The organism is Mesorhizobium sp. FG116, from assembly GCF_057809835.1.
The window spans coordinates 39,568-61,449 of record NZ_JBMDKS010000012.1; the positions used below are offsets into that span (position 1 = coordinate 39,568).

General features: G+C 61.6%; 20 protein-coding genes. 18 read left to right on the forward strand and 2 right to left on the reverse strand.

Features of this window, described 5'->3' with window-relative positions; translation table 11 throughout:
• Window positions 1-46: 46 nt before the first annotated feature.
• Window positions 47-2,785 carry a phosphoenolpyruvate carboxylase gene (locus ACODTY_RS11600; RefSeq protein ID WP_488994421.1) on the reverse strand — a complete coding sequence of 913 codons (2,739 nt, stop codon included), beginning with the start codon at window positions 2,783-2,785 and terminating at the stop codon, window positions 47-49.
• A 373-nt stretch (window positions 2,786-3,158) separates the two neighbouring features.
• On the opposite strand from ACODTY_RS11600, the gene ACODTY_RS11605 reads away from it, so the two are divergent.
• The 8 genes from ACODTY_RS11605 (at window position 3,159) to ACODTY_RS11640 (ending at window position 9,744) form a co-directional block, all read left to right on the forward strand.
• Window positions 3,159-3,554 carry a BRA0787 family protein gene (locus ACODTY_RS11605; RefSeq protein WP_488994422.1) on the forward strand — a complete coding sequence of 132 codons (396 nt, stop codon included), beginning with the start codon at window positions 3,159-3,161 and terminating at the stop codon, window positions 3,552-3,554.
• 222 nt (window positions 3,555-3,776) lie between these two features.
• Window positions 3,777-4,910, forward strand: a complete 1,134-nt coding sequence (locus tag ACODTY_RS11610) for an aminomethyl transferase family protein (protein WP_488994423.1) — start codon at window positions 3,777-3,779, stop codon at window positions 4,908-4,910.
• Between the two features lie 22 nt (window positions 4,911-4,932).
• Window positions 4,933-5,523 carry a dimethylamine monooxygenase subunit DmmA family protein gene (locus ACODTY_RS11615; protein WP_488994424.1) on the forward strand — a complete coding sequence of 197 codons (591 nt, stop codon included), beginning with the start codon at window positions 4,933-4,935 and terminating at the stop codon, window positions 5,521-5,523.
• Window positions 5,520-6,485 carry a PDR/VanB family oxidoreductase gene (locus ACODTY_RS11620; protein WP_488994425.1) on the forward strand — a complete coding sequence of 322 codons (966 nt, stop codon included), beginning with the start codon at window positions 5,520-5,522 and terminating at the stop codon, window positions 6,483-6,485. The genes ACODTY_RS11615 and ACODTY_RS11620 overlap by 4 nt, the downstream gene beginning before the upstream one ends.
• A 19-nt stretch (window positions 6,486-6,504) precedes the next feature.
• The gene (locus ACODTY_RS11625) at window positions 6,505-7,545 is read left to right on the forward strand and encodes a heme-dependent oxidative N-demethylase family protein (protein WP_488994426.1); all 1,041 of its coding nucleotides are present in this window, start codon (window positions 6,505-6,507) and stop codon (window positions 7,543-7,545) included.
• 119 nt (window positions 7,546-7,664) lie between these two features.
• Entirely contained in the window at window positions 7,665-8,072 is a 408-nt protein-coding gene (locus ACODTY_RS11630; RefSeq protein ID WP_056240541.1) for a group II truncated hemoglobin, read from the forward strand.
• Window positions 8,073-8,215: 143 nt separating this feature from the next.
• Window positions 8,216-8,917, forward strand: a complete 702-nt coding sequence (locus ACODTY_RS11635; protein WP_488994427.1) for a helix-turn-helix domain-containing protein — start codon at window positions 8,216-8,218, stop codon at window positions 8,915-8,917.
• A gap of 98 nt (window positions 8,918-9,015) precedes the next feature.
• The gene (locus ACODTY_RS11640) at window positions 9,016-9,744 is read left to right on the forward strand and encodes a FadR/GntR family transcriptional regulator (RefSeq protein ID WP_056240547.1); all 729 of its coding nucleotides are present in this window, start codon (window positions 9,016-9,018) and stop codon (window positions 9,742-9,744) included.
• Here the strand turns inward: ACODTY_RS11640 and ACODTY_RS11645 are convergent.
• Window positions 9,724-11,040, reverse strand: a complete 1,317-nt coding sequence (locus tag ACODTY_RS11645; RefSeq protein ID WP_488994428.1) for an ABC transporter substrate-binding protein — start codon at window positions 11,038-11,040, stop codon at window positions 9,724-9,726. The two genes, ACODTY_RS11640 and ACODTY_RS11645, sit on opposite strands and share 21 nt — an antisense overlap.
• Before the next feature lie 153 nt (window positions 11,041-11,193).
• Here ACODTY_RS11645 and ACODTY_RS11650 point away from each other — a divergent pair, with 153 nt between their 5' ends.
• From ACODTY_RS11650 to ACODTY_RS11695, 10 genes are all read left to right on the forward strand, one after another.
• Window positions 11,194-12,561, forward strand: a complete 1,368-nt coding sequence (locus ACODTY_RS11650) for a trimethylamine monooxygenase (protein ID WP_488994429.1) — start codon at window positions 11,194-11,196, stop codon at window positions 12,559-12,561.
• Between the two features lie 128 nt (window positions 12,562-12,689).
• A complete protein-coding gene (locus tag ACODTY_RS11655) occupies window positions 12,690-13,412 on the forward strand; it encodes an ABC transporter ATP-binding protein (RefSeq protein ID WP_488994496.1) in 723 nt (240 codons plus the stop codon).
• Window positions 13,405-14,109 carry an ABC transporter ATP-binding protein gene (locus ACODTY_RS11660; RefSeq protein WP_488994497.1) on the forward strand — a complete coding sequence of 235 codons (705 nt, stop codon included), beginning with the start codon at window positions 13,405-13,407 and terminating at the stop codon, window positions 14,107-14,109. The genes ACODTY_RS11655 and ACODTY_RS11660 overlap by 8 nt, the downstream gene beginning before the upstream one ends.
• The gene (locus ACODTY_RS11665; protein WP_488994430.1) at window positions 14,099-14,743 is read left to right on the forward strand and encodes a hypothetical protein; all 645 of its coding nucleotides are present in this window, start codon (window positions 14,099-14,101) and stop codon (window positions 14,741-14,743) included. The genes ACODTY_RS11660 and ACODTY_RS11665 overlap by 11 nt, the downstream gene beginning before the upstream one ends.
• A 118-nt stretch (window positions 14,744-14,861) precedes the next feature.
• A complete protein-coding gene (locus ACODTY_RS11670) occupies window positions 14,862-16,160 on the forward strand; it encodes an ABC transporter substrate-binding protein (protein WP_488994431.1) in 1,299 nt (432 codons plus the stop codon).
• 75 nt (window positions 16,161-16,235) lie between these two features.
• Window positions 16,236-17,102: a branched-chain amino acid ABC transporter permease gene (locus tag ACODTY_RS11675; RefSeq protein WP_488994432.1), complete on the forward strand. Its 867-nt coding sequence runs from the start codon at window positions 16,236-16,238 to the stop codon at window positions 17,100-17,102.
• Window positions 17,095-18,114: a branched-chain amino acid ABC transporter permease gene (locus ACODTY_RS11680; RefSeq protein WP_488994433.1), complete on the forward strand. Its 1,020-nt coding sequence runs from the start codon at window positions 17,095-17,097 to the stop codon at window positions 18,112-18,114. Before ACODTY_RS11675 ends, ACODTY_RS11680 begins: the two co-directional genes overlap by 8 nt.
• A 275-nt stretch (window positions 18,115-18,389) precedes the next feature.
• Window positions 18,390-19,592, forward strand: coding sequence for an aminotransferase class V-fold PLP-dependent enzyme (locus ACODTY_RS11685; protein WP_488994434.1), 1,203 nt, complete (start codon window positions 18,390-18,392; stop codon window positions 19,590-19,592).
• 18 nt (window positions 19,593-19,610) lie between these two features.
• On the forward strand, window positions 19,611-20,576 hold the full coding sequence (locus ACODTY_RS11690) for an HpcH/HpaI aldolase/citrate lyase family protein (RefSeq protein WP_056240576.1): 966 nt from the start codon (window positions 19,611-19,613) through the stop codon (window positions 20,574-20,576).
• A 121-nt stretch (window positions 20,577-20,697) separates the two neighbouring features.
• Window positions 20,698-21,882 (forward strand): malate--CoA ligase subunit beta, encoded by a 1,185-nt coding sequence (locus tag ACODTY_RS11695; RefSeq protein ID WP_056240579.1) that lies wholly within the window; start codon window positions 20,698-20,700, stop codon window positions 21,880-21,882.

Consider the following 21,882-nt stretch of genomic DNA (forward strand, 5'->3'; position numbering starts at 1 on the left):
GGCGCTTTTTTGCGCGAGCGTGGTGTTTAGCGTTTTTTGGGTGACGTCAGCCCGTCCAGCCGAGGCCGGACGAGATGCAGTTGATGGAAAGCAACAGCGCGTTGACTGCCCGCTTCGGCTTTTCCGGTGCAGGTTCCTTGGCGCGCACTTCGCGAAGAAGCTGGACCTGGAGGCGATGGATCGAGTCCATCTGCGGCCGGATGCGGTCGAAATGGCGCTTGAAGGCCGGGAAACGCTGCGACAGTTTCAGGCCGCCATTGACCTCGGTGATCATGCGCCGCGTCAGCGCGTATTCGTTGGCGATCTTCTGGTAGATGCGCTCGCTGGTGACGCTGTCATCGACCAGTTCGGCATAGAGCCGGCCAATGTCCATGTCGGCCTGGTAGAGCGTCTTGTCGACTTCATCGACAATCAGCCTGAACAGGCGCGAGCGCTCGAACATCTGCTGCAACAGATAGAGGCCGTTTTCGCCGCGGACGTTGACGAAGGCGTTCAGCGCGCTGCCGATGCCGTACCAGCCGGTGAGGAGATGGCGGTTCTGGCTCCACGCGAACACCCATGGAATGGCGCGCAGGTCCGAGATGGTCTTGGCGCCGAAGCGGCGGGCCGGGCGCGAGCCGATCTTGAGCAGCGAAAGCTCTTCGACGGGGCTCGCCTGGTTGAAATAGTCGATGAAGCCGGGCTCGTTGATCAGGCCGAAATAGGAGGCCTGCGACATGCCGGTCAGCGCTTCGAGCGCCTCGTTGAACTCCGGATTGTCCTTCAGTTCCGCCTCGTCGCCCGACTTGACGCTGTGCGCAAACACGCTCGCGGCCAGGATTTCGAGCTGGTAGAGGCCGGTGCCCCGGTTGGCGAACTTGGACGAGACGACCTCGCCCTGTTCGGTCACGCGCATGATGCCGCCGACGGTGCCGGCAGGCTGGGCTGCAATGGCGCGGCCTGTCGGTGCGCCGCCACGGCTCACCGAACCGCCGCGCCCATGGAAGAAGCTGATCTTGATCTTGCGCTTGGTGGCAAGCGCCGTGATGCGGCGCTGCGCCTTGTTGAGCTCCCAGTTGGAGGCGAGGAAACCGCCGTCCTTGTTGGAGTCCGAATAGCCCAGCATGACTTCCTGCCGGTTGCCGAAATCGCGCACCGTGCGGCGCACGATCGAGACATCGAGCAGCTTGTCGAGAATTTCGGGCGCGGCGCGCAGGTCGGCGATGGTTTCGAACAGCGGCACGACTTGCAGGCCGATGGTGCCGCTGCCGTCGTCCGCAGTCGCCAGTCCGCTGTATTGGGCAAGCAGGTAGACCGCCAGAAGATCGTCGCACGAGCGCGTCATCGACAGCACGAAAGCGCCGACGGCACCACGGCTGCCATTGCCCGAGGCGTCACGGATGACGTCGAAGAGATCGAGCAGTTCACGCGCGTCGTCGGAGAGCTTGGAGCGCTTCAGCTTGAGCTTCTCGCCGCTGTGCAGGGCTGCGCGGATGCGGGTGCTCCATTGCGGCGTATCGGCAGCCGGCGCATCGTCCGGGCTCTGCTGCCGGAAGATCTCCTCGAGCACCTTGTTGACGACGGTGGAGTTCTGGCGAATGTCGAGCGCGACGGTGTGAAAGCCGAAGCTTTCGACCTGCTGGCGCAGCGGACGCACGAAGCGCTGCGCGACCAGCTTGCCGCCGATCTGGCCAAGTACGGTCTCAAGATCGACGAGATCGGCCTTGAACGCCTCGGGGCGCGGGTAGGGCTTGGCGGAACCTTCGCCGAGGATCGCTTGCAGCCGGTCGAGCATGGACGCCGCGAACTGGCGAAGCGGCTCGTCCGGATTGCGCGCCACGATCTCGGATGCGACGCGGCTGCGGTGCAGCGCGCGCCCCAGCGCCTTGGTGAAGCTTTCAGGAATGTCGATGACGTTTGCGCTGACGCTGAGCACGGTCACCAGGCGGCGAACCTGACCGATGTACCACCCGATCACGGCCTGCCGGCATTCGTTCAGCGCGTAGGCGGTCAGCTTTGCGGTGACGTTCGGGTTGCCGTCCCGGTCGCCGCCGATCCATGACGCATAGCGCATGAAGGACGGAACCTTGATCGCGTATTCGGCGTAGTGGCGCGAAAGCCCTTCCTCGACGGCGTCGTAGAGCTTCGGCGTCGCCTCAAAAATGACTTCGCGAAAGAAGTGCAGGCCCCAGGCGATCTCGCGCTCGACCGAAGGGCGTTCGAGTCGGAGTTCGCCCGACATCCACAAAAGCTCGATCTCGCTCTTGAGGTCGTCGATGAGTTGGTCGCGCTCGCGCGGCGCCCAGCGCTGCTGCTCCAGTTCGGTGAGCTTGCGGTAGATGCGGCGGTGGATTTCGAGGACCGTGACGCGCTTGGCCTCGGTCGGATGCGCGGTCATGGTGGGGCCGACGCTAAGCGTGCCCAGAACCGATTGCACATCCTCGGCCGAATAGCCGGCCGCAGCGATTTCGCCGATGACGTTTGCGAAAGAGCCGATGACTTCGTCGGCGCCGCCAGCCTGTTCCAGTTCGCGCCGCGAGCGCATGGCCAGCAATTCATTGGCGATTGCGGCCAGTTGAAACCAGATGCCGGTGGCCTGAAGGGCGGCGATGCGGCGTTCGCTGGCGACCTCGTCGAGACTGACCTTGCCGGTCAGGATGCCGGCCATTTCGGGTTCGCGTTCGGACACCACCGAGACCAGCAGCCTGAACAACAGGCTGCGTACATCCTCACGGAAGCTCAGCGGCTTGCTTTCCTCCAACAGACGCCCATGCATCGGCTCGTTGCTCCCACTGCCGGCCTGCATCGATCCCGGCCTCCTCTTGCCACGGTTGCCGGGTGGTGCAGGTCGGCGCATCACCCGATATCGCCAGTGAGTCAGAAGAACGCTTTTCCGTCGTCTCGGAAACGCCCGGACGGGTAGATTTCCCATTCGTTCGGGTGGTGCGGGTACTGACCGTTCGATGGCGTTTTGGGCACTTGCAGAGCAGATTCCCGAGCCTTGACAGGTAGGGAAGGGGGTAGCCGCCAGCACCCTCTTCCGGCGCTCAATTCGACTGGACGCAACTTAACCTTTGTGCAAGTATCTTGCCTATGGAGAAAAGCGCAAACCACTGAGGACGGCGTCGGGCCAACCCGATGTCGCAGTGTTTCGCGCCTGAGGTTAAGGAGGTCCGTCGATGGAGAATGCTCTACCTGAACTTTACGAAGGCCACGCGCCGATCACGCTGCAGAATGCGTTTCATGATGCGTTGGAAGCTCTTGAAGGTTGGCTGCCGGGCGAACCGGAGCCGGGTGTTTTCCTGAACGGGTTTGAAATTCCGCTGGTTCTGGTGTTGAATGCCATGACCCGTTGCACGGATCTGTTGCCTCGGCGCAGCCGCTCGATCCTTGAATCGATCACAGGCACGCCCGCAGCGATTGCAGATGGGGCTACGTTCGCAGATGGCGCGCATCTGGCCATGCCCATATGTCAGGAGCGGCTTAACTCGCTTCGCATCTGGCCGGCCATTCAAGCTTCCCGGGATTTGGCCAGGGATATGGAATGTACGACCAATTCCTACGGCGGGGCTTGAGCCGCGATAGCGCAAATCAGCAGGAAGAATGACCGCCGCGGTTGCAAGCGCTGCGCTCGACCTTGACTATCGCTGCTATTTCAACCTGTTGCCTATCAGTAAAATTTCTTGCATTTAGATATTGCCCTTCGAGCAAATTTACGTTCAAATATCCGCGACAGCTTCATACCGGGCCAAGAGGATGCGCCCTTTGAAGCAAAACAGATTGGAGGAGAATACCGCATGACCGCTTCCTGGCGTTTCTCGACTTTGGCAGACAGGCACCGCGCGCTCGGTTCCAAATTGGAAGACTGGAGCGGCATGGGAACCGCCTGGAGCTACGACAAGGATGCGAACGAAGAATATGTCGCGATCCGCACCAAGGCCGGCATCATGGATGTTTCGGGCCTGAAGAAGGTCCACATCACCGGACCTGCGGCTGCCCACGTCATCGACCTGGCGACGACCCGCGACGTCGAGAAGATCTATCCCGGCAAGTCCGTCTATGCCTGCATGCTCAACGAGGCCGGCAAGTTCACCGACGACTGCGTCATCTATCGCATCAGCACCAACTCCTGGATGGTCGTGCACGGCTCAGGTTCCGGCCATGAGGAACTGACCCGCGCTTCGATCGGCCGCGACGTCTCCGTGCAGTTCGACGACAATCTGCACGACCTGTCGCTGCAGGGTCCGACCGCCGTCGATTACCTGGCAAAGTATGTGCCCGGCATCCGCGACCTCAACTACTTCCACCACATGCAGACGCAGCTGTTCGGCTTGCCGGTGATGATCTCGCGCACCGGCTACACCGGCGAGCGCGGCTATGAAATCTTCTGCCGCGGCCAGGATGCCGGCACGATCTGGGATCGCATCGTGGCTGAGGGCAAGGAGGTCGGGATCATCCCGTGCCGCTTCACCACGCTCGACATGCTGCGCGTCGAAAGCTACCTCTTGTTCTATCCTTACGACAATTCCCAGCGCTTCCCGTTTGCGAACGAAGGCCCTGGCGACACGTTGTGGGAACTCGGCCTCGACTTCACCGTCAGCCCGGGCAAGACCGGCTTCCGCGGCGCTGAAGAGCATTACCGGCTGAAGGGCAAGGAGCGCTTCAAGATCTACGGTATCGAAGTCGCCAGCGACAAGCCGGCTGACGAAGGCGCCGAAGTTCACCGCAACGGCAAGAAGGTCGGCGTGGTGACCTGCGCGATGTATTCGCCGCTGGTCAAGAAATCGATGGCCATCGTTCGCCTCGATGTCGATTGCGCGGTCGAGGGTACCGAACTGGAAATTCACAACGCCTCTGGCAAGGTTAAGGCAAAGGCTCACCCGCTGCCGTTCGACGATCCGAAGAAGTTGAAGCGGACGGCAAAGGGCTGAGGCTTTGGACGGTGTACCGGTCATGACGATGCTAAGTCGCCCGGTCTATGGAGTTCTGACGCCTCAGACCGGAAAGAACCACCTCCTGATTGCGGACGCCGATGGGGCGTCCGCAATCACGGACTTCGCCAAAAAGGCGCCACCCGGCTTCTTTGCCTCAGCCGAGATCATGTATCTTGATGGGCCGGATGGCGCAAAGACCGTGCAGGCGCTGAAGGCGCTGTCGCCGGCCCGCTTCTACCAGGGCCCCTCCATCGCAGCCGCGCTGCCGCGGCTGCGCCAGCTTCTCGCGGAATCCCACATGGGCTTGCGCCTTTATGTGGCGGGAACCGAGGGGTTGATCGGCCAGATCGTGCAGATCGCCAATGAAGCCGGCATAGAGTATACTGCGGTGCAGACGGAGCACCGGGGCTCGCTCGCCCGCCGCGTCCAGTGCGTGCACTGCAAGGGCATCACCGAGAACGTGACCACGCAGCCCTGCACCTGTTCTCATTGTGGCCTGCTTCTTCTCGTACGCGACCACTATTCGCGCCGTTACGCGGCTTTCCAGGGCGTGTGCATCAACGCGGAGGACCCGACCGAGATTCCACCGACAGAGGAGATATTCCGTTGAAGGCAGGATCGAACAGGATCGAAGCGGTCGTGACCAACGTGGTCGCGGTCAACGAATTGGTGAAGCGATTCCATTTCGAACGTGCCGATGGCGGTCTCTTGCCGACATTTTCGGGCGGTGCCCACATCGTCGTAGAAATGCGCGATGATGAAAAGACCCGGCTCAATCCCTATTCGCTGATGAGCTCGCCGCTCGACACCAGGGATTTTCGCATCAGCATTCGGCGCGACGACGTCGGGCGCGGCGGCTCGCTGTTCATGCATCGCAAGGTGAAGCCCGGCGACCGCATGGTGATTTCCAATCCGGTCAATCTGTTTTCGCTCGATCTCAGGGCGAAGAAGCATCTGATGATTGCTGGCGGCATCGGCATCACGCCCTTTGTCGCCCAGACCTCGCAACTGGCTGCGGGTTCCGGCAATTTCGAACTGCACTACGCGGTTCGCAATGACGCGCTTGCCACCTATGCCGATGTCTTGAAGGAGCGCCATGGCTCCCGCATCCATCTTTATCGCGACGATAGTGGTGAGACGCTGGACCTTGCGCGGGTGCTGGCGACCCAGCCGCTCGGAACGCATCTTTATGTGTGCGGCCCGGCAGGCATGATCACCTGGGTAAGGAACACCGCCGCGGCTGCCGGTTGGCCTGCCGAGCGGGTGCATTTCGAGCATTTCGCAGCGCCCCAGCCCGGCAAGCCTTTCGACGTGCGGCTGGCTGTCAGCGGCGTCGACATCCAGGTCGGCGAGCATGAGAGTTTGCTGGAAGCGATCGAGGCCGCCGGTCTCGATCCGCCCTATCTGTGCCGTGGCGGCGTTTGCGGCCAGTGCGAGACCAATGTGATCTCGCATGACGGCAAGTTCCTGCACAACGATCATTGGCTGAGCGAGGAGGATCGTCAGTCAGGTTGCAAGATCATGCCTTGCGTATCGCGTTTCGAGGGCAAGTCGCTGGTACTCGAGCGGTAGGCGGGAGAAGGAGGAGATCATGGGAATCAATTTCAGGCAGGAAACGTTCCGCGACGATTATTCGTTCAAGAACAGTCCGGAACAGATCCGGCGTTTCCCGTTTCCGTTCCCCGAAGACAAGTACATGTATTCGGTGAATATCGAGCCGCATGTGCCCGGTTTGAAAGACACGGTTTTCGAACACCTGTTCGACGTTGACGAGCATTATATCTCGGAGATGCAGGACCGGGCGCTGGTGCTGGCGGAAGACCCGCTGCGCTGCCAGTCGCTGCCGCACATGGAGCTTGCCGGCTGGGACACGCTCGAGCTTCTCATGACCGAGAAGGCGAAGAGCTACCCTGACCTGTTCACGCTGACCCGCGACGGCGACAAGTGGCACTGGATCAACCGCCCGCTCGGCATCGATGACCACTTCACCTTCGGCGACAGCTCGACGCTGCCGTACGGTCCGCTCGAATATATCACCCGCCAGAGCCAGGGCGACTTCGCCGTGCTCGACCAGCGCGACAACAATTTGTGGATGGATGCCGGCATCGTCACGACACAGGCTGACTGGTCGCTCGATTTCGACATCGGCATGAACTTCTTCGAGTGGCATGCGCCGGTGCCGCTTGCGCACCAGATGGGCGTGTTCACCCGGGCGCTGAAGTTCCTGATGGCGATGCAGCAGGGCCAGCCGTCGCGCCGCCACAACTGGACGATGACCATCAATTCGCGGCTCGACACCAGCCCGGAGAATTTCCACAAATGGGGCACCGACCGGGCGACGGTGACGCCGGAGAACGTCGGCCAGAAGGTGCATTTGCGCGTCGAAGTGCAGATGTTCTTCCGCCTGCCGCGTTCCAATGCGCTGCTGTTCCCGATCCGCTGCTACCTGCTCAAGATGGACGAACTGGTGACGTCGCCCAAGTGGGCGCGCCGGTTCCACCGGGTGCTGCGCGACCTGCCGAACGAACTGGCCGAATATAAGGGCCTTGTCCGCTATCGGCCGACGGTGGTCGAGTGGCTGTCGAAATACGATGACGGCGCGCCGACATCGGCTGGTTTGGGCCCGGACTGAGACCGGCCTGATCTCGCGCCAAGCGAACCCCCGAAAGGTTCGTTGCGCTAGGACAAAGAAGGGCGGCGTCCCTCGTGTTACGCCGCTTTTCCCGCAGTGCAGAAAGGAGTTACATCACGATGGATGTAACCGTGAAGACCCGCACGCTTTATAAGGAATTGGGCGAAGAAGAAGGTGTGCGGAACCTCGTCGAGACTTTCTACGACGTCATCGAGCAGGACCCGAGCGCCCACGAGCTTCACCTGTTGCACCTCAGGGGCCACGGGGTGGCGCATTCCCGGGAAGAACAGTTCAATTATCTCTCGGGCTTTTTCGGCGGCCCGAGCCGCTATGTGCAAAAGCACGGCCATTCGCGCCTGACCGAAATCCACGAGCATGTTCCGATCGGCCCCGCCATGCGCGACCTGTGGCTGCGCTGCATGGAAAAGGCCATGGCCACGGTCGGCATCGAGGGCGAATTGAAGGAACAGGTGATGGTGCATTTCACCCGCGCCGCCGAAACCTCCCGGAACCAGGATTTCGATTGAAGCACTTCCCGCTTCACATGGGAGTGATTGCGGCCATTTACCCGATGGCGCGTCGGCGCTTGAATTCAGGTGGTGAAATGTTTACTCTCGATAAAGAGGCTACGGTGATCGGGAGATAGGATAATATGGCGGGAGCAAGGAACATGACGGTCGCGCCGCTCGCTCCATCCGTATCCAACGCATCGACGCTTCAACGGAAGGCCGCAGCCCGTCCTTCACCGACCCTTTCGCAGAATCCGCACGCCGTTAAGGACACCAAGGAAAAGGTCCTCGAGGTCGCCATCGGCCACGAGGTGCGGGCGTTTCGCAAGAAGCTCGGCATCACCGTGGCCGACCTTGCCAGCGCCACGAACATCTCGCTCGGCATGCTTTCCAAGATCGAAAACGGCATTACCTCGCCATCGCTGACCACGTTGCAGGCCTTATCGCACGCGCTTGGCGTGCCGTTGACCTCGCTGTTTCGCCGTTTCGAGGAAGAGCGCAGCGCAGTCTTCGTCAAGGCAGGCCAGGGTGTCGACGTGGAGCGGCGCGGAACGCGCGCCGGCCACCAGTACAACCTGCTTGGCCATATCGGCTCCAACACCAGCGGCGTGGTCGTCGAGCCCTATCTCATCACGCTGACCGAGGATTCCGACGTCTTTCCGACTTTCCAGCACGACGGCATGGAATTCCTCTACATGCTGGAAGGCGAGGTGACCTATCGCCATGGCGGCAACCTTTTCCACATGGAACCGGGTGACAGCCTGTTCTTCGATGCCGATGCGCCGCACGGCCCCGAGGAGATGACGAAGTTCCCGATCCGCTACCTGTCGATCATCTCCTATCCGGCGCGCGGCAACGACTGAGGCCGAGCGCAAGGTGCGGGCGCCGATCTGCCGACGCCGCGGCAGGGCATTGTCCGGCGCCTGTTTCCACAGGAAAGGACTGACAGCAGAGTTGGCAAATGAAGGCTGAAATAGACCAGATAACGTCTCAGATCATCACCACCCACTCGGTGGGGGCGACGGTGCAGATCGTGCTGGACCGGCTGTTTGCGAAAATCAAATCGGAAGAATACCCGCCGGATACGCGCCTTCCCTCGGAGCGCGCCCTTGCCTCTGAAATCGGGGTGGCGCGAAACACCGTGCGCGAGGCGCTGGATGTTCTGGAGGCCCGCAACGTCATCAAGCGGCGGCCAGGCAGCGGCAGTTTCGTGACCTATCGCTCCGAAGACGAATACGGACGCGAAGACAATTCGGTTGCGCTGGAAACCAGTCCGCTGGACCACCTCGTTGTGCGCGGCATCCTTGAGCCCGAGATGGTGCGCCTCGCCGTCATCAACATGACCCCGCGCGAAGTGCGGGAACTCGAACAGTTGATGTCCAAGATCGAGGGCGTGCACACCGACGTCGCCGCCTTCGTGAAATGTGAAGAGGAAATCTACCGCAAGATCGCCGAAGGCACGCGCAACCCGCTTTTGGCGTCGTGCTACGAACTGACGATCGAGGCTTGCAGGCTGAGCTTCCGCACCGCGCTGCTGCGCCGGCACCTGACGCCGAAGCGCATCCTTGAATATCAACAGCGCTACAACACGCTGTTCAACGCGATTGCGTCGCGCGATGTCGAACGCGCCGTCGAGTTCATCAAGCTGCACCTGATCGAAGAGCAGAAACTACTTCTGCAGCAGGACTGATTCCGGCGTGCGCGTCTTCAGGGCGGCGCCATTGCCGCTCGAGCGCAGGCGCTGCTCCCAAAGCTGGCCCAGATTCGACATTTCATGCTTGAGCAGGTCGCCGTGGCGTTTTAGCCAGCGCGGGATCGAGCCGAAAGCGGCAATCTTGGCCTTGCCGCTCTTCAGCGTGACCACCGGCCAGTCGCCGACCAGCGCATTGTCGATGCCGAACATGCTTTCGCCCCACCAGTGAGCCGGACCGAAGGCATGGGTGACGTGGCCAAGCTGCTTCATCGCCGCCAAAACGGATAGCGAGTTGACGCTGTTGCACTTTTCGACCGCGGCATGCCAGATGTCGAGAATGGCGACATATTCCCAGCTCACCGCGGTCCATGTGCCGGGGAAGCGACTGTTGTACTCGTCGAAGAAGCCTTTGGGGCGATTGAAGAAAAACGTCTTTTCCGTCAGCTTTTCATCGTCGAAATCCGGGAACTGAAAGACGAAGCCTTCCATGAATTCGGCGGATGTCCTGGCGACAAGCTGGTCGTAGTAATCCAGCGTGCAGGATATGATCTGGCCCTTGAAACCCTTGGCGTGGGCATACTCCGTCATGGCATGGACCATCGGCGTGTAGCTGGTGCACCAGCACAGGATATCGGCGCCCGAATCCAGCATCGGCTGCACGATCCCGGCGGCTGTGGTGGTGCCGGGATCGTATTGAATTTCCTTGGTGATGTGGATGTTGGCGGCCTTGAATGCCGCGCGATAGGTGGCAAGCGAGGGCAGGCCGAGTTCATCGACCTGGCTGCAGATTGCCACGCTTCCAAGCTGCGGCTTTGTCTGGGCAAGCCACTCCACGCCGGTCACGTTGTAGATCGGATGCAGTTCGCTGGGCGCAATCAGGTAGGGCGTATCCGGCGACAGGTCGCTCGGCAGCAAGGTCGAAGTCAGCAGTTTGCGACGGGTCAGGTAGTCGCGTATCTGCGCGATGGTGTCGCCGCCCAGCATCATCAACAGCTTGACGTCATGCTGCTCGACCAGATGGCGCGCGCCCTGCCGGGCCTTTTCCGGGTCGTAGCCGCAATCGAATTCCACGATCTTGATCGGATAGCGTCGGCCGTTGATGAGGAGCCCGCCGTTCTTGTTCAGCCAGTCCTCCCAGATCCTGCAACCATGCAATCCGGGCAGGCCCCATGACTCCACCTGGCCGCTGAGCGGGGCGAGAAATCCGATGTTCACCGCGTTCGGCATGCCTACAGACAGCCGGGGCAGGGCGCTGGAGACCGCAAGTTGATGGGCGAAGCTGGAATTTTGCATGTCGGTAAGTACCACCAAAACCTACAACATTTCATCCTCTTGCGGTAAAATTTTCTTCCCCGCAGGAAATCGGTTGACAGATTGGTACAATCAAAGGCACCATTCGTTGAACCAAAAGAACCAATAACAAAAAATCTTCTAGAGGGCTACCGCATGGATAAAAGGATCGCAGTAATTGGCGCCGGACCATCCGGCCTCGCTCAACTGAGAGCTTTCCAGTCAGCCGCCGCTAAAGGCACGAAAATCCCGGAAATCGTCTGCTTTGAGAAGCAGGCGAACTGGGGTGGCTTGTGGAACTACACCTGGCGTACCGGTCTAGACCAGTATGGCGAGCCGGTTCACGGCTCAATGTACCGGTACCTTTGGTCGAACGGACCGAAGGAGGGCCTTGAATTCGCCGACTATTCCTTCGAGGAGCATTTCGGCAAGCAGATCGCTTCCTATCCGCCGCGGGCAGTCCTCTTCGACTACATCGAAGGCCGCGTGAACAAGGCCGGCGTCCGCGACTGGATCCGCTTCGAGACCGCCGTGCGCATGGTCACCTGGGACGAGAAGACCAGGAAGTTCACCGTCACGGTGCAGGATCTGCCGAAAGACCATTGCTATTCCGAGGAATTCGACCACGTCATCGTCGCTTCGGGCCATTTCTCGACCCCGAACGTTCCCGAGTTCCCCGGCTTCGACCGCTTCAACGGCCGCATCCTCCACGCCCACGACTTCCGCGATGCACGCGAGTTCATCGGCAAGGATATCCTGATCATCGGCACCAGCTATTCGGCCGAGGATATCGGCTCGCAATGCTGGAAGTACGGCGCAAAGTCGATCACCAACAGCTACCGCACCGCAGCGATGGGCTTCGACTGGCCGGCAAACTGGGAAGAAAAGCCGCTGCTCGAAAAGGTCGAGATCAACACGGCCACCTTCAAGGACGGTTCGACCAAGCGCATCGACGCCATCATCCTGTGCACCGGCTACAAGCACCACTTCCCGTTCCTGCCGGATGATCTGCGCCTGCGCACGGCCAACCGCCTTGCAACCGCCGATCTCTACAAGGGCGTGGCGTATGTCCACAATCCGAACCTGTTCTACATCGGCATGCAGGATCAGTGGTTCACCTTCAACATGTTCGACGCCCAGGCATGGTGGACACGCGATGTCATCCTTGGCCGCATCAAGGTTCCGGCGGACAAGAAGGCGCTGCTCGCCGACGTCGAGGCCCGCGTTGCGGGCGAGGATGCCGGCAAGGACAGCTATGACGCGATCCGCTACCAGGGCGACTACGTCAAGGAACTGATCGCCGAGACCGACTATCCGAGCTTCGACGTGGACGGCGCCAACGAAGCGTTCTTCGAGTGGAAGAAGCACAAGAAGAAGGGCATCATGGAGTTCCGCAACCACTCCTACCGGTCGGTCATCACCGGAACGATGGCGCCCCCGCACCACACGCCGTGGAAAGATGCGCTCGACGATTCGCTGGAATCCTATCTCGGCGCAGCAGAGACGACCGCCGCAGCGGAATAAAAGCCGTGGGCTGGTGAACGGGAATACCCGCACCGGCCTGCTTTTCCAGACAGTAGCCAATTGGGAGGCGAACACTGTCCGACGCACCGATTCTCGAACTGCGCAATGTCACGAGGAAGTTTGGCGGGCTGACAGCCGTCAATGATCTTTCCTTCTCCGTCAGGCGCAACAGCATCCATGGTCTTATCGGCCCTAACGGGGCCGGCAAGACGACCACGTTCAGCCTGGTCAGCGGGTACTACAAGCCGTCGAGCGGCAAGATCTTCTATGAAGGTCAGGACGTCTCGGGCCTGAAGACCAGCAAATTGGCCCAGCGCGGACTGATCCGCACCTTCCAGGGCACGACGCTGTTCCAGGAGTTCAGCGTCATCGACAATGTCAGGGTCGGTTGTCACCGCTCCGCAAGCTCAGGCTTCATTTCGCGCATCACCGGCGGCGATGCACCGGTCGAGCGCGAAGCCGACAAGAAGGCGCGCGCAGCGCTTGAACTGTTCGATCTCGGCCAGCTTGCGGACGAACCGGCTTCCAGCCTGCCACATGGCCACCAGCGCGCGCTCGGCATGGCCGTGGCGCTGGCTGCCGATCCGGCGCTGATCCTGCTCGACGAGCCGTTTACCGGCATGAACCCGGAAGAAACGCGGCGCATGATGGACCATGTGCGGCGCATCCGCGACGAGCGCGACATCACCATCATGCTGGTCGAGCACGACATGCAGGCTGTGATGGGCCTTTGCGAACGCATCACGGTGATGAACTTCGGCCAGTTCCTGATGGAAGGTTCGCCGCAGGAAATCGCCAACGATCCGCGCGTCATCGAAGCTTATCTGGGGCGTACAGACGATGCTGCTTGAAGTCCGCAACCTGCACGTTCACTACAACAAGGTCGCTGCCCTGAAGGGCGTCAGCCTGCAGGTGCCCTCGGGCGGCATCGTCACCATCATCGGCGCCAACGGCGCCGGCAAAAGCACGACGCTCCGCTCGATCTCGGGCCTGACCAAGCCGTCCAAGGGCGAAATCCATTTCAACGGCCAGCGCATCGACAATCTGCCGGCGGAAAAGATCGTTGCACGCGGCATCGCCCATGTTCCGGAAGGGCGGCGCATATTCCCCGACCTGACGGTGGAGGAGAACCTGCGCATCGGCGCGTTCCTGCGCACCGACAAGGCAAAGATCGAGAGCGACATCGAAGACATCTTCCAGCGCTTTCCGCGCCTGAAGGAACGTCGCACCCAATGGGCGCGCACGCTGTCCGGCGGCGAGCAGCAGATGGTCGCCATCGGCCGTGCGCTGATGTCCGGCCCCAAGCTTCTTTTGCTGGACGAACCGTCCATGGGCCTGTCGCCGGTTATGGTGCAGGAAATGGCCAGGATCGTATCGGACATCGCCGAGCGCGGCGTGCCGGTTGTGCTGGTGGAACAGAATGCCGGCCTTGCCCTGAAATTGGCCTCTTATGCTTACGTCCTGGAAATCGGGACGGTCGCCGTGGAAGGCAAGGCTTCCGACCTTCAGACCAACGATCATGTGAGGAGGGCGTATCTTGGTGCATGAGAACTGGACCTTCAACGATCTCGTATCCGCAGGTTGGGGCGAAGCCGATCTCGAATGGGAACGGCTGAATGAGGATGCGCTGACCGCGCTGGCCTATGGCCGCATCGACGAGGCCGGCAACGTCTTTGCCACATCGCTTCGACTGGCCCGCGCTGAATTTGCCGCCAACGATCCGAGGCTGGCTGCAAGCTTGAGCAACCAGGCGGCGGCGGTGGCGGCCCTGGACAGCGATCAAAGTGCCGGCCAGACGCGAGCCGCGGCGAAACAGGCCTGGGCCGCCTGCGACGGCTGGGTCGAAAAGATGACGGCGCCGCGAACCGCTCGCTCGTCGATGTTTCATTTGCGCATGGAGCGGCTGCATCGCCCTGCCTATGAAGAGCGCTGGCGTGTCAAGGGGCGCGAATTGCTCGACGACGTGCGTGAGGAAGTTTGCGTCGGCGATACGCTGGAACTGATTGACCGCGAAGAAGCAAGAGTGCGCCTGGCGCGCTGGCAACGGGAGCGCCCGGTGACGCTGAGCGATCCGAGGAAGTTGATGGCGGCGGTCATCATGCTCGCCGCCCGCGAAAAGAGGCCCGGAACGAACAATGGCGATGCGACGCCACAAGAAACGGGTCGCGTCAGACGATCGTAGAAAAATGAGGGAAACGGGTGCGCTACAGTCGATCCGGCGCGCTTCGAAACAGACAGGATCGACATGGGAACTGGTCGGGCGGGGCACCGTTGGCCATTCGCAAAGCGGAGGAACTGCAATGAAGTCAGCATCAAGTATCTCGCTTACCAGACGATCCCTTTTGACCGGTGCGGCAAGTGCCGCGCTGCTGCCCTTGGTCGGTATGCCGAAGGCGAGCTTTGCGCAGGAAAACGTCGTCAAGGTCGGCTTCCTGGCTCCCTTGACCGGCCCTGTCGCGGCTTGGGGCAAGCCTGGCCTCGACGGCTGCAAGATCTGGGCTGATTGGGTCAATGAGGCCGGCGGCATCGAGATCGGCGGCAAACCCTACAAGGTCGAGCTTGCGTCCTATGACGACGAGGACGACGCCGGCAAGGCGCGTACCGGCGCGACCCAGCTCATCCGCGAAAACGACGTCAAGTTCATCATGATGCTGGGCGGCAATTCTTGGCCGGGCGTGGAAGAAATTGCCGCGCGCCAGGGCATGATGGTCTCGACGCTGTTGCCGAGCGATCTGACGCCCGACACCACGACCTTGATCGCGCCCTGCGAAGTACACCCGATCTATAACGTGACCGGCGTGGACTGGCTGGCCGCCAACCATCCGGAGCTCAAGACGGCCGTTGTCTGCGCGCAGGACGATGCGCTGGGCAAGCCGTCCGTCGCCACCTATCTCGCGGCGTTCGAGGCAGCCGGCATCACCATGGCCAGCCCGCCGCTGTTCTTCGATCCGGCCACCACCGACTTCGCGCCGGTGATGACGCAGCTCCTGGCCAACAACCCGGACATCCTGTGCCTCGACACCTGCTATGCCGATTACGTGCAGCCGCTGTGCGAACAGGCTTTCCAGCAGGGCTACAAGGGCAAGATCATCTCCTGCACGCTGGACTTCTACCAGCGCATCGTGGAGCGCACCTCGAAGGAATTCATGGAAGGCGTCATCTTCCAGTTCCCGGATTTCGACGACAAGGCGCTCAACGATCCGCGCATCAACTTCAAGAAGCCGAACGAGTTCTTCGCCGAATACGTCAAGCGCTATGGCGCGACCGAATGGTCGGCTGTGTCGTGGGAATACTCATCGATCCTCGATCTGTGGGCGGATGCCGCCCAGCGCGCCGGCAGCGTCGAGCCTGCGGACGTGCTGGTCGCGATGAAGGAAGGCGGCAAGGGCAAGCACGCCTTCGGCGACGCCCGCTGGTGGGGCAAGGAACTGTTCGGCATCGACAATGCGCTCGTCGGCGACTGGCCGGTTGTGGTCATCCGCGACGGCAAGGCGACGATCGCCGAGTTCCGTTCGATCCCCGACTGGTGGGACAAGAACGGCCAGCTGCTGGTCAAGCACATGACCGATCTCGGCCAGATGTGGAACCAGCGCACCTGATTTGCGCGCTGCCGGGCCAAGGCTGGCCCGGCAGCTCCATCACCTGAAACTTGACGCCACTAAACGGGGTGACCGATGCCGGATTTCCTCCTGCAGACCGTTTTCAATGCATCCTATGCTGCCAGTTACATGGCGCTGATCGCCGTCGGACTGGTGCTTATCTTCGGCGTCATGGGTGTCATCAACTTCGCGCATGGCGAGCTTTACATGGCTGGCGCCTATGCGATCGTCTTCTTCTACGTCTGGTCGGGACTGCCCTTCTTCGTGGCTGTCGCGCTGGGGCTTGTCTTTGTCGGGTGCCTCGGCATCCTGATGGAGCTGACGCTGTTTCGACCGCTGCGAACAAATCCGCTGGGCGGCCTGATTGCCTCGATCGGCTTCCTCTTGATCCTGCAGACGCTCGCGGTGCTCGGCTTCGGCCTGCGCAACCAGAACGTCCCGCCGGTCTCGCAAGGACGCATCACCGTCGGCGGCGCATTCCTGACCTATGAACGGCTCTACGTGATCATCGCGACCGTCGGGCTTTTGACCGCGCTTTATTTCTTCCTGCGCAAGAGCAAGTTCGGCTGGGCGCTGAGGGCCTGCGCGCAGGATCGTGAAGCAGCCGCCTTGCAGGGCATCTCCATCAACCAGACGGCGCGCTATGCGATGTTCATCGGCGCGGCGCTTGCCGGCGTGGCCGGTGCGATGACGGCTCCGCTTGTGGCGCCGTCGCCCTATATGGGCCACAGCGTCATCGTCACCGCCTTCATCATCATCATCGTCGGCGGCATCGGCAGCCTGGAAGGCGCGGTGGTTGCAGCCGTGCTCTATGCCTTCGTCCATACCTTCGTGACCACCTTCTACGATGGCGTGATCGCCAACATTGTCGGCCTGCTGCTGATGCTGGCTGTCCTTGTCGTCAAGCCCCAGGGCCTGTTTGGAGTGCGCGAACGTGCCTGAGAAAACCTCAATCGGCGGAGCCGGCCTGATCGGCATCCTCATCCTTGCTGTCGTGCTGATCGCGGTGCCTCACCTGGTCAGTTTTTCGCAGCAGGAACTCCTGGTGCTGCTGACCATCAACGTGCTGGTCGTCGTCAGCTACCGCCTGCAGACGCTGACTGGCGAGTGGTCGCTGGCGCACGTGGTCATGATGGGCGCAGGCGCCTACGGCAGCGCGCTGTTTGCCAAGAGCTTCGGCTTCCCGGTGCCGCTGGCCATGATTGCAGGCGCCATCACCGCCGGCCTGATCGCGACGTTGTTGAGCTTCCCGCTGTTTCGCATGAAGGGCTTCTACTTCCTGATCGGCTCGTTTGCCGCCGGCGAAATCCTGCGCCTGATCTGGAAGCGCTTCACCGATCCGTTCGGCGGCCCGAAGGGCATCCAGCGCATTCCGGGCTTCCCGGAGATCGACCTCGGCTTCATCCACATCGATTTCTACGACCCGGCCAACTACTACTATCTCGTGCTGGTCGTCGTTCTGGTTTCGCTGTGGGTGCTCTATCGGGTCGAGAAGTCGCGCATCGGCCTGACGTTCCACGCCATCCACTGGCAGGACAAGCTGTCGGAATCGGTCGGCGTCGATGCCTTCCGCTACCGCATGCTGGCCTTCGTCATCGCCTCGTTCTTCGCCGGTCTGGCCGGCGCGCTCTATGCGCACTACCTCAGCACGGTCAATCCGAACCAGTTCGACGTCAACACCATGGTCTACGTGCTGATCTGGACCATCGTCGGCGGCACCAGCCGCTGGTATGGGCCGATCCTCGGTGTGGTGGCGCTGACCATCGTCGATGAGGTCATCCTGCGTTCGATCGGCGTCGATCAGGTTCGCCCGCTGCTCTACGGCCTGATCCTGATCCTCGCCATCCTGTTCCTGCCCAACGGTCTGGAAAGCCTTGTCATCAAGGCGCGCGACGCGCTGCGTGGCCGGGGTGGCGCGAACGTTCCGAACGGAGAGGCCGTCGCACGGAAGTAGCGCGGCGGCCAAGAATACAATTGCTTCAAAGGAAAGAGCGCCGGGCCAGTCCCGGCGCTTTTTCGTTAGGCAAGCACGTCGGCGGAATCGCCAACGGGTAGGGCAAAACCTATCCGAATGTGCGCCGGGGCATCTGATTGAGTAGGCCGCAACCAATGCCCGTAGCGTCATGAATCTATCTGGACAGGTGTTGTGAGAAGAGGGGCCGAAAACGATCATTTCCCCAGAGCTACACAAAGGGTCCGCGCACCCGACAATCCTCGGAGGAAATTTACATGGCCGGTTACAATCAGCTTTTCGTTCCAGGACCGACGAATGTCCCGGAGGTTGTCCGGCAGGCAATGAACATGCCGATGGAGGACATGCGCGCCCCCGACTATCCGTCCTTCACGCGCGGACTTTTCCGGGACATCGCCAAGGTGTTCCGCAATGACAGCGGCCGCGTCTTCATCTTCCCGTCGTCGGGCACCGGTGCCTGGGAATCGGCGATCACCAACACCTTGGCCCCCGGCGACCGCGTTCTCATGTCCCGCTTTGGCCAGTTCTCGCATCTGTGGGTCGACATGGCTCAGCGCATGGGCCTCGATGTCGATGTGGTCGATGTCGAATGGGGCACGGGCGTTCCGGCCGAGATCTATGCCGAGCGTCTTGCAGCCGACAAGGAGCACCGCATCAAGGCCGTGTTCTGTACCCACAATGAAACCGCGACCGGCGTGACCAGCGACATCGCTGCCGTGCGTGCAGGCCTCGATGCGGCCAGGCACCCGGCGCTGCTGTTCGTCGACGGCGTGTCCTCGGTCGGCTCGATCGATTTCCGCCAGACCGATTGGGGCGTGGACCTCGCCGTTTCCGGTTCGCAAAAGGGCTTCATGCTGCCGCCGGGCCTCGGCTTCCTCTCGGTCAGCCAGAAGGCGCTGGACGTCGCCAAGGACACGACCAAGAACAACCGTTCGAACCGCTGCTACTTCTCCTTCGAGGACATGATCCGCGCGAACGACACCGGCTACTTCCCCTACACGCCGGCGGTGCAACTGCTGCGCGGCCTGCGTGCCGCTCTCGACCTCATCGAGGAAGAAGGCCTGGACAACATCTTCGAACGCCACAACCGGTTGGCCGAAGGCGTTCGCAAGGCGGTTTCGGCCTGGGGCCTGCGCCTCTGCGCCAAGGAGCCGAAGTGGAATTCGGACACCGTCAGCGCCGTACTTGCGCCCGATGGCATCGACAGCAACGAGATCGTCAAGCGCGCCTATGAGGCCTACAATGTCTCGCTCGGCGTCGGTCTGAGCAAGGTTGCCGGCAAGGTGTTCCGCATCGGCCACCTTGGTTGGATCAACGAGCCGATGGTTTGCGGCGCGCTGTCCGTGGTCGAGATGTCGCTGCGCGATTGCGGCGTCAAGGTAACGCCCGGCTCCGGTGTCGGTGCCGCTCTCGAGCATTATCGCCTGGCGGCCCAAAAAACTGTCGCCAAAGCAGCCTGATCGCAGGGGTAGGAAAAGATGAGCTACACCATCCACCATCTTCGCAAGCTGCGCCTCCAGCGCAGCGAGCTTGCGGTGCCGGGCTCCAATCCGGAAATGATCCGCAAGGCCGCCGACGGCGCTGCCGACTACATCTTCCTCGACATCGAGGATGCGGTTGCGCCGCCGGACAAGGAACGCGCCCGCGCCAACATCATCCAGGCGCTGAATGAGATCGACTGGCGCGCCCGCGGCAAGACCATCTCGGTCCGCATCAACGGCCTCGACACGCACTACATGTACCGCGATGTCGTCGACGTGATGGAGCAGGCCGGCGACCGCCTCGACACCATCCTGGTGCCGAAGGTCGGCGTGCCTTCCGACCTCTATATGGTCGAGGCGATGGTCAGCCAGATCGAGACGGCCAAGGGCTTCAAGACCAGGGTCGGCTTGGAAGCGCTGATCGAGACGGCGCTTGGCATGGCCAATGTCGAGGCAATCGCTGCCTTCGGCGGACGCCTCGAGGCGCTGCACTTCGGCGTTGCCGACTATTCAGCGAGCTGCAAGGCGCGCACCGTCAACATCGGCGGCCTCAACCCCGATTATCCGGGCGACCAGTGGCATTTCGCTATCTCGCGCATGACGGTTGCCTGCCGTGCCTACGGCCTGCGCGCCATCGACGGACCGTTCGGCGATTTCTCCGATCCGGAAGGCTACATCGCAGGGGCCAAGCGCGCCGCGGCTTTGGGCATCGAAGGCAAGTGGGCGATCCACCCCTCGCAGGTCGATCTTGCCAATTCGGTGTTCTCGCCGCCGGAAAAGGAAGTCACCCGCGCACGCCGCATCATCGAAGTGCTGAAGGAAGCGGAGGAGCAGGGCAAGGGCGCTGCAGCTCTCGACGGCAAGATGATCGACGCCGCGTCCGAGCGCATGGCCCGCAACGTGCTGGTCACGCATGACGCTATCGAACAGTCGGCGCGCGCCCGCAAGGTGCCCGCAAACTAGGCCTTGATCCCGGAAAGCGGGCCCCGCTTTCTGGGCGATCACGGTCTAACTATTTGATTTGCCGCATTTGGCGACGCGAGGCGAATGCGCCTCGCTGCAAGATGCTTCAGGAGGAACTGACATGGATATTCATGAATACCAGGCCAAGGAACTTCTTTCGCGCTACTCGGTGCATATCCCGCGTGGCGGCCTAGCCTACAGCCCCGAACAGGCTGCCTATCGCGCCAGCGAGATCGGCGGTGGCAAGTGGGTGGTGAAGGCGCAGATCCATTCCGGTGCGCGCGGCAAGGCCGGCGGCATCCGCGTCTGCGCCTCGGACACCGAGGTTTCGGAAGCGGCCGAGGCCATGCTTGGTCGCAAGCTCGCGACCAAGCAGACCGGCCCCAAGGGCAAGCTCGTCTCGCGCCTCTACATCGAGGAAACGGTCGATATCCGCCAGGAAATCTATCTTGGCATGGTGCTCGACCGCAAATCCGAGCGCGTGATGATCGTAGCTTCGGCTTCCGGCGGCATGGAGATCGAGGAGATCGCCGAAAAGCAGCCCGACTCCATCATCCGCGCCACCGTCGATCCGGGCGCCGGCATGCAGCAGTTCCAGGCCCGCGAGATCGCCTTTGGCCTTGGCCTTGAAAACAGCCTGATCGGCAAGGCCGTGGACACGCTGCTCGGCTGCTATCGCGTGTTCCGCGACTATGACGCCTCCATGCTGGAGATCAATCCGCTGGTGGTGACGCGCGACGGCAACCTGATCGCGCTCGACGCCAAGATGTCGTTCGACGAAAACGCGCTGTTCCGCCGCCCCGAGATTTCGGAGCTGCGCGACAAGTCGCAGGAAGACCCGCGCGAAACCTTCGCCAGCGACCGTGGCCTTTCCTATGTCGGCCTTGACGGCAACATCGGCTGCATCATCAACGGCGCAGGCCTCGCCATGGCGACCATGGACATGATCAAGATCGCTGGCGGCGAGCCGGCGAACTTCCTCGACATCGGCGGCGGTGCTTCGCCCGAGCGCGTGGCCAAGGCGTTCCGCGCCGTTCTCGCCGACAAGAACATCGAGACCATCCTGGTCAACATCTTTGCCGGCATCAATCGTTGCGACTGGGTGGCAGAAGGCGTGGTCAAGGCCATGCGCGAGGTTGGCGTGAACGTGCCTCTGGTGGTTCGACTGGCGGGCACCAATGTTGAGGAAGGTCGCAAGATCCTTGCCGAGTCCGGCGAAAAGGTCATCGTGGCCGAAACGCTCGCGGAGGCTGCCGAAAAGGCGGTCGAAGCAATGAAGAGCTTTTCCAAGTCGAAAAAGCACTGA

What these genes read in the sequence shown, in the direction of transcription:
- ACODTY_RS11695 (WP_056240579.1), top strand. Translation starts at nt 20,698, where the DNA reads ATGGATATTCATGAATACCAGGCCAAGGAACTTCTTTCGCGCTACTCG.
- ACODTY_RS11610 (WP_488994423.1), top strand. Translation starts at nt 3,777, where the DNA reads ATGACCGCTTCCTGGCGTTTCTCGACTTTGGCAGACAGGCACCGCGCG.
- ACODTY_RS11675 (WP_488994432.1), top strand. Translation starts at nt 16,236, where the DNA reads ATGCCGGATTTCCTCCTGCAGACCGTTTTCAATGCATCCTATGCTGCC.
- ACODTY_RS11645 (WP_488994428.1), bottom strand. Translation starts at nt 11,040, where the DNA reads ATGCAAAATTCCAGCTTCGCCCATCAACTTGCGGTCTCCAGCGCCCTG.
- ACODTY_RS11605 (WP_488994422.1), top strand. Translation starts at nt 3,159, where the DNA reads ATGGAGAATGCTCTACCTGAACTTTACGAAGGCCACGCGCCGATCACG.
- ACODTY_RS11635 (WP_488994427.1), top strand. Translation starts at nt 8,216, where the DNA reads ATGACGGTCGCGCCGCTCGCTCCATCCGTATCCAACGCATCGACGCTT.
- ACODTY_RS11630 (WP_056240541.1), top strand. Translation starts at nt 7,665, where the DNA reads ATGGATGTAACCGTGAAGACCCGCACGCTTTATAAGGAATTGGGCGAA.
- ACODTY_RS11640 (WP_056240547.1), top strand. Translation starts at nt 9,016, where the DNA reads ATGAAGGCTGAAATAGACCAGATAACGTCTCAGATCATCACCACCCAC.
- ACODTY_RS11690 (WP_056240576.1), top strand. Translation starts at nt 19,611, where the DNA reads ATGAGCTACACCATCCACCATCTTCGCAAGCTGCGCCTCCAGCGCAGC.
- ACODTY_RS11615 (WP_488994424.1), top strand. Translation starts at nt 4,933, where the DNA reads ATGACGATGCTAAGTCGCCCGGTCTATGGAGTTCTGACGCCTCAGACC.
- ACODTY_RS11625 (WP_488994426.1), top strand. Translation starts at nt 6,505, where the DNA reads ATGGGAATCAATTTCAGGCAGGAAACGTTCCGCGACGATTATTCGTTC.
- ACODTY_RS11600 (WP_488994421.1), bottom strand. Translation starts at nt 2,785, where the DNA reads ATGCAGGCCGGCAGTGGGAGCAACGAGCCGATGCATGGGCGTCTGTTG.
- ACODTY_RS11670 (WP_488994431.1), top strand. Translation starts at nt 14,862, where the DNA reads ATGAAGTCAGCATCAAGTATCTCGCTTACCAGACGATCCCTTTTGACC.
- ACODTY_RS11685 (WP_488994434.1), top strand. Translation starts at nt 18,390, where the DNA reads ATGGCCGGTTACAATCAGCTTTTCGTTCCAGGACCGACGAATGTCCCG.
- ACODTY_RS11650 (WP_488994429.1), top strand. Translation starts at nt 11,194, where the DNA reads ATGGATAAAAGGATCGCAGTAATTGGCGCCGGACCATCCGGCCTCGCT.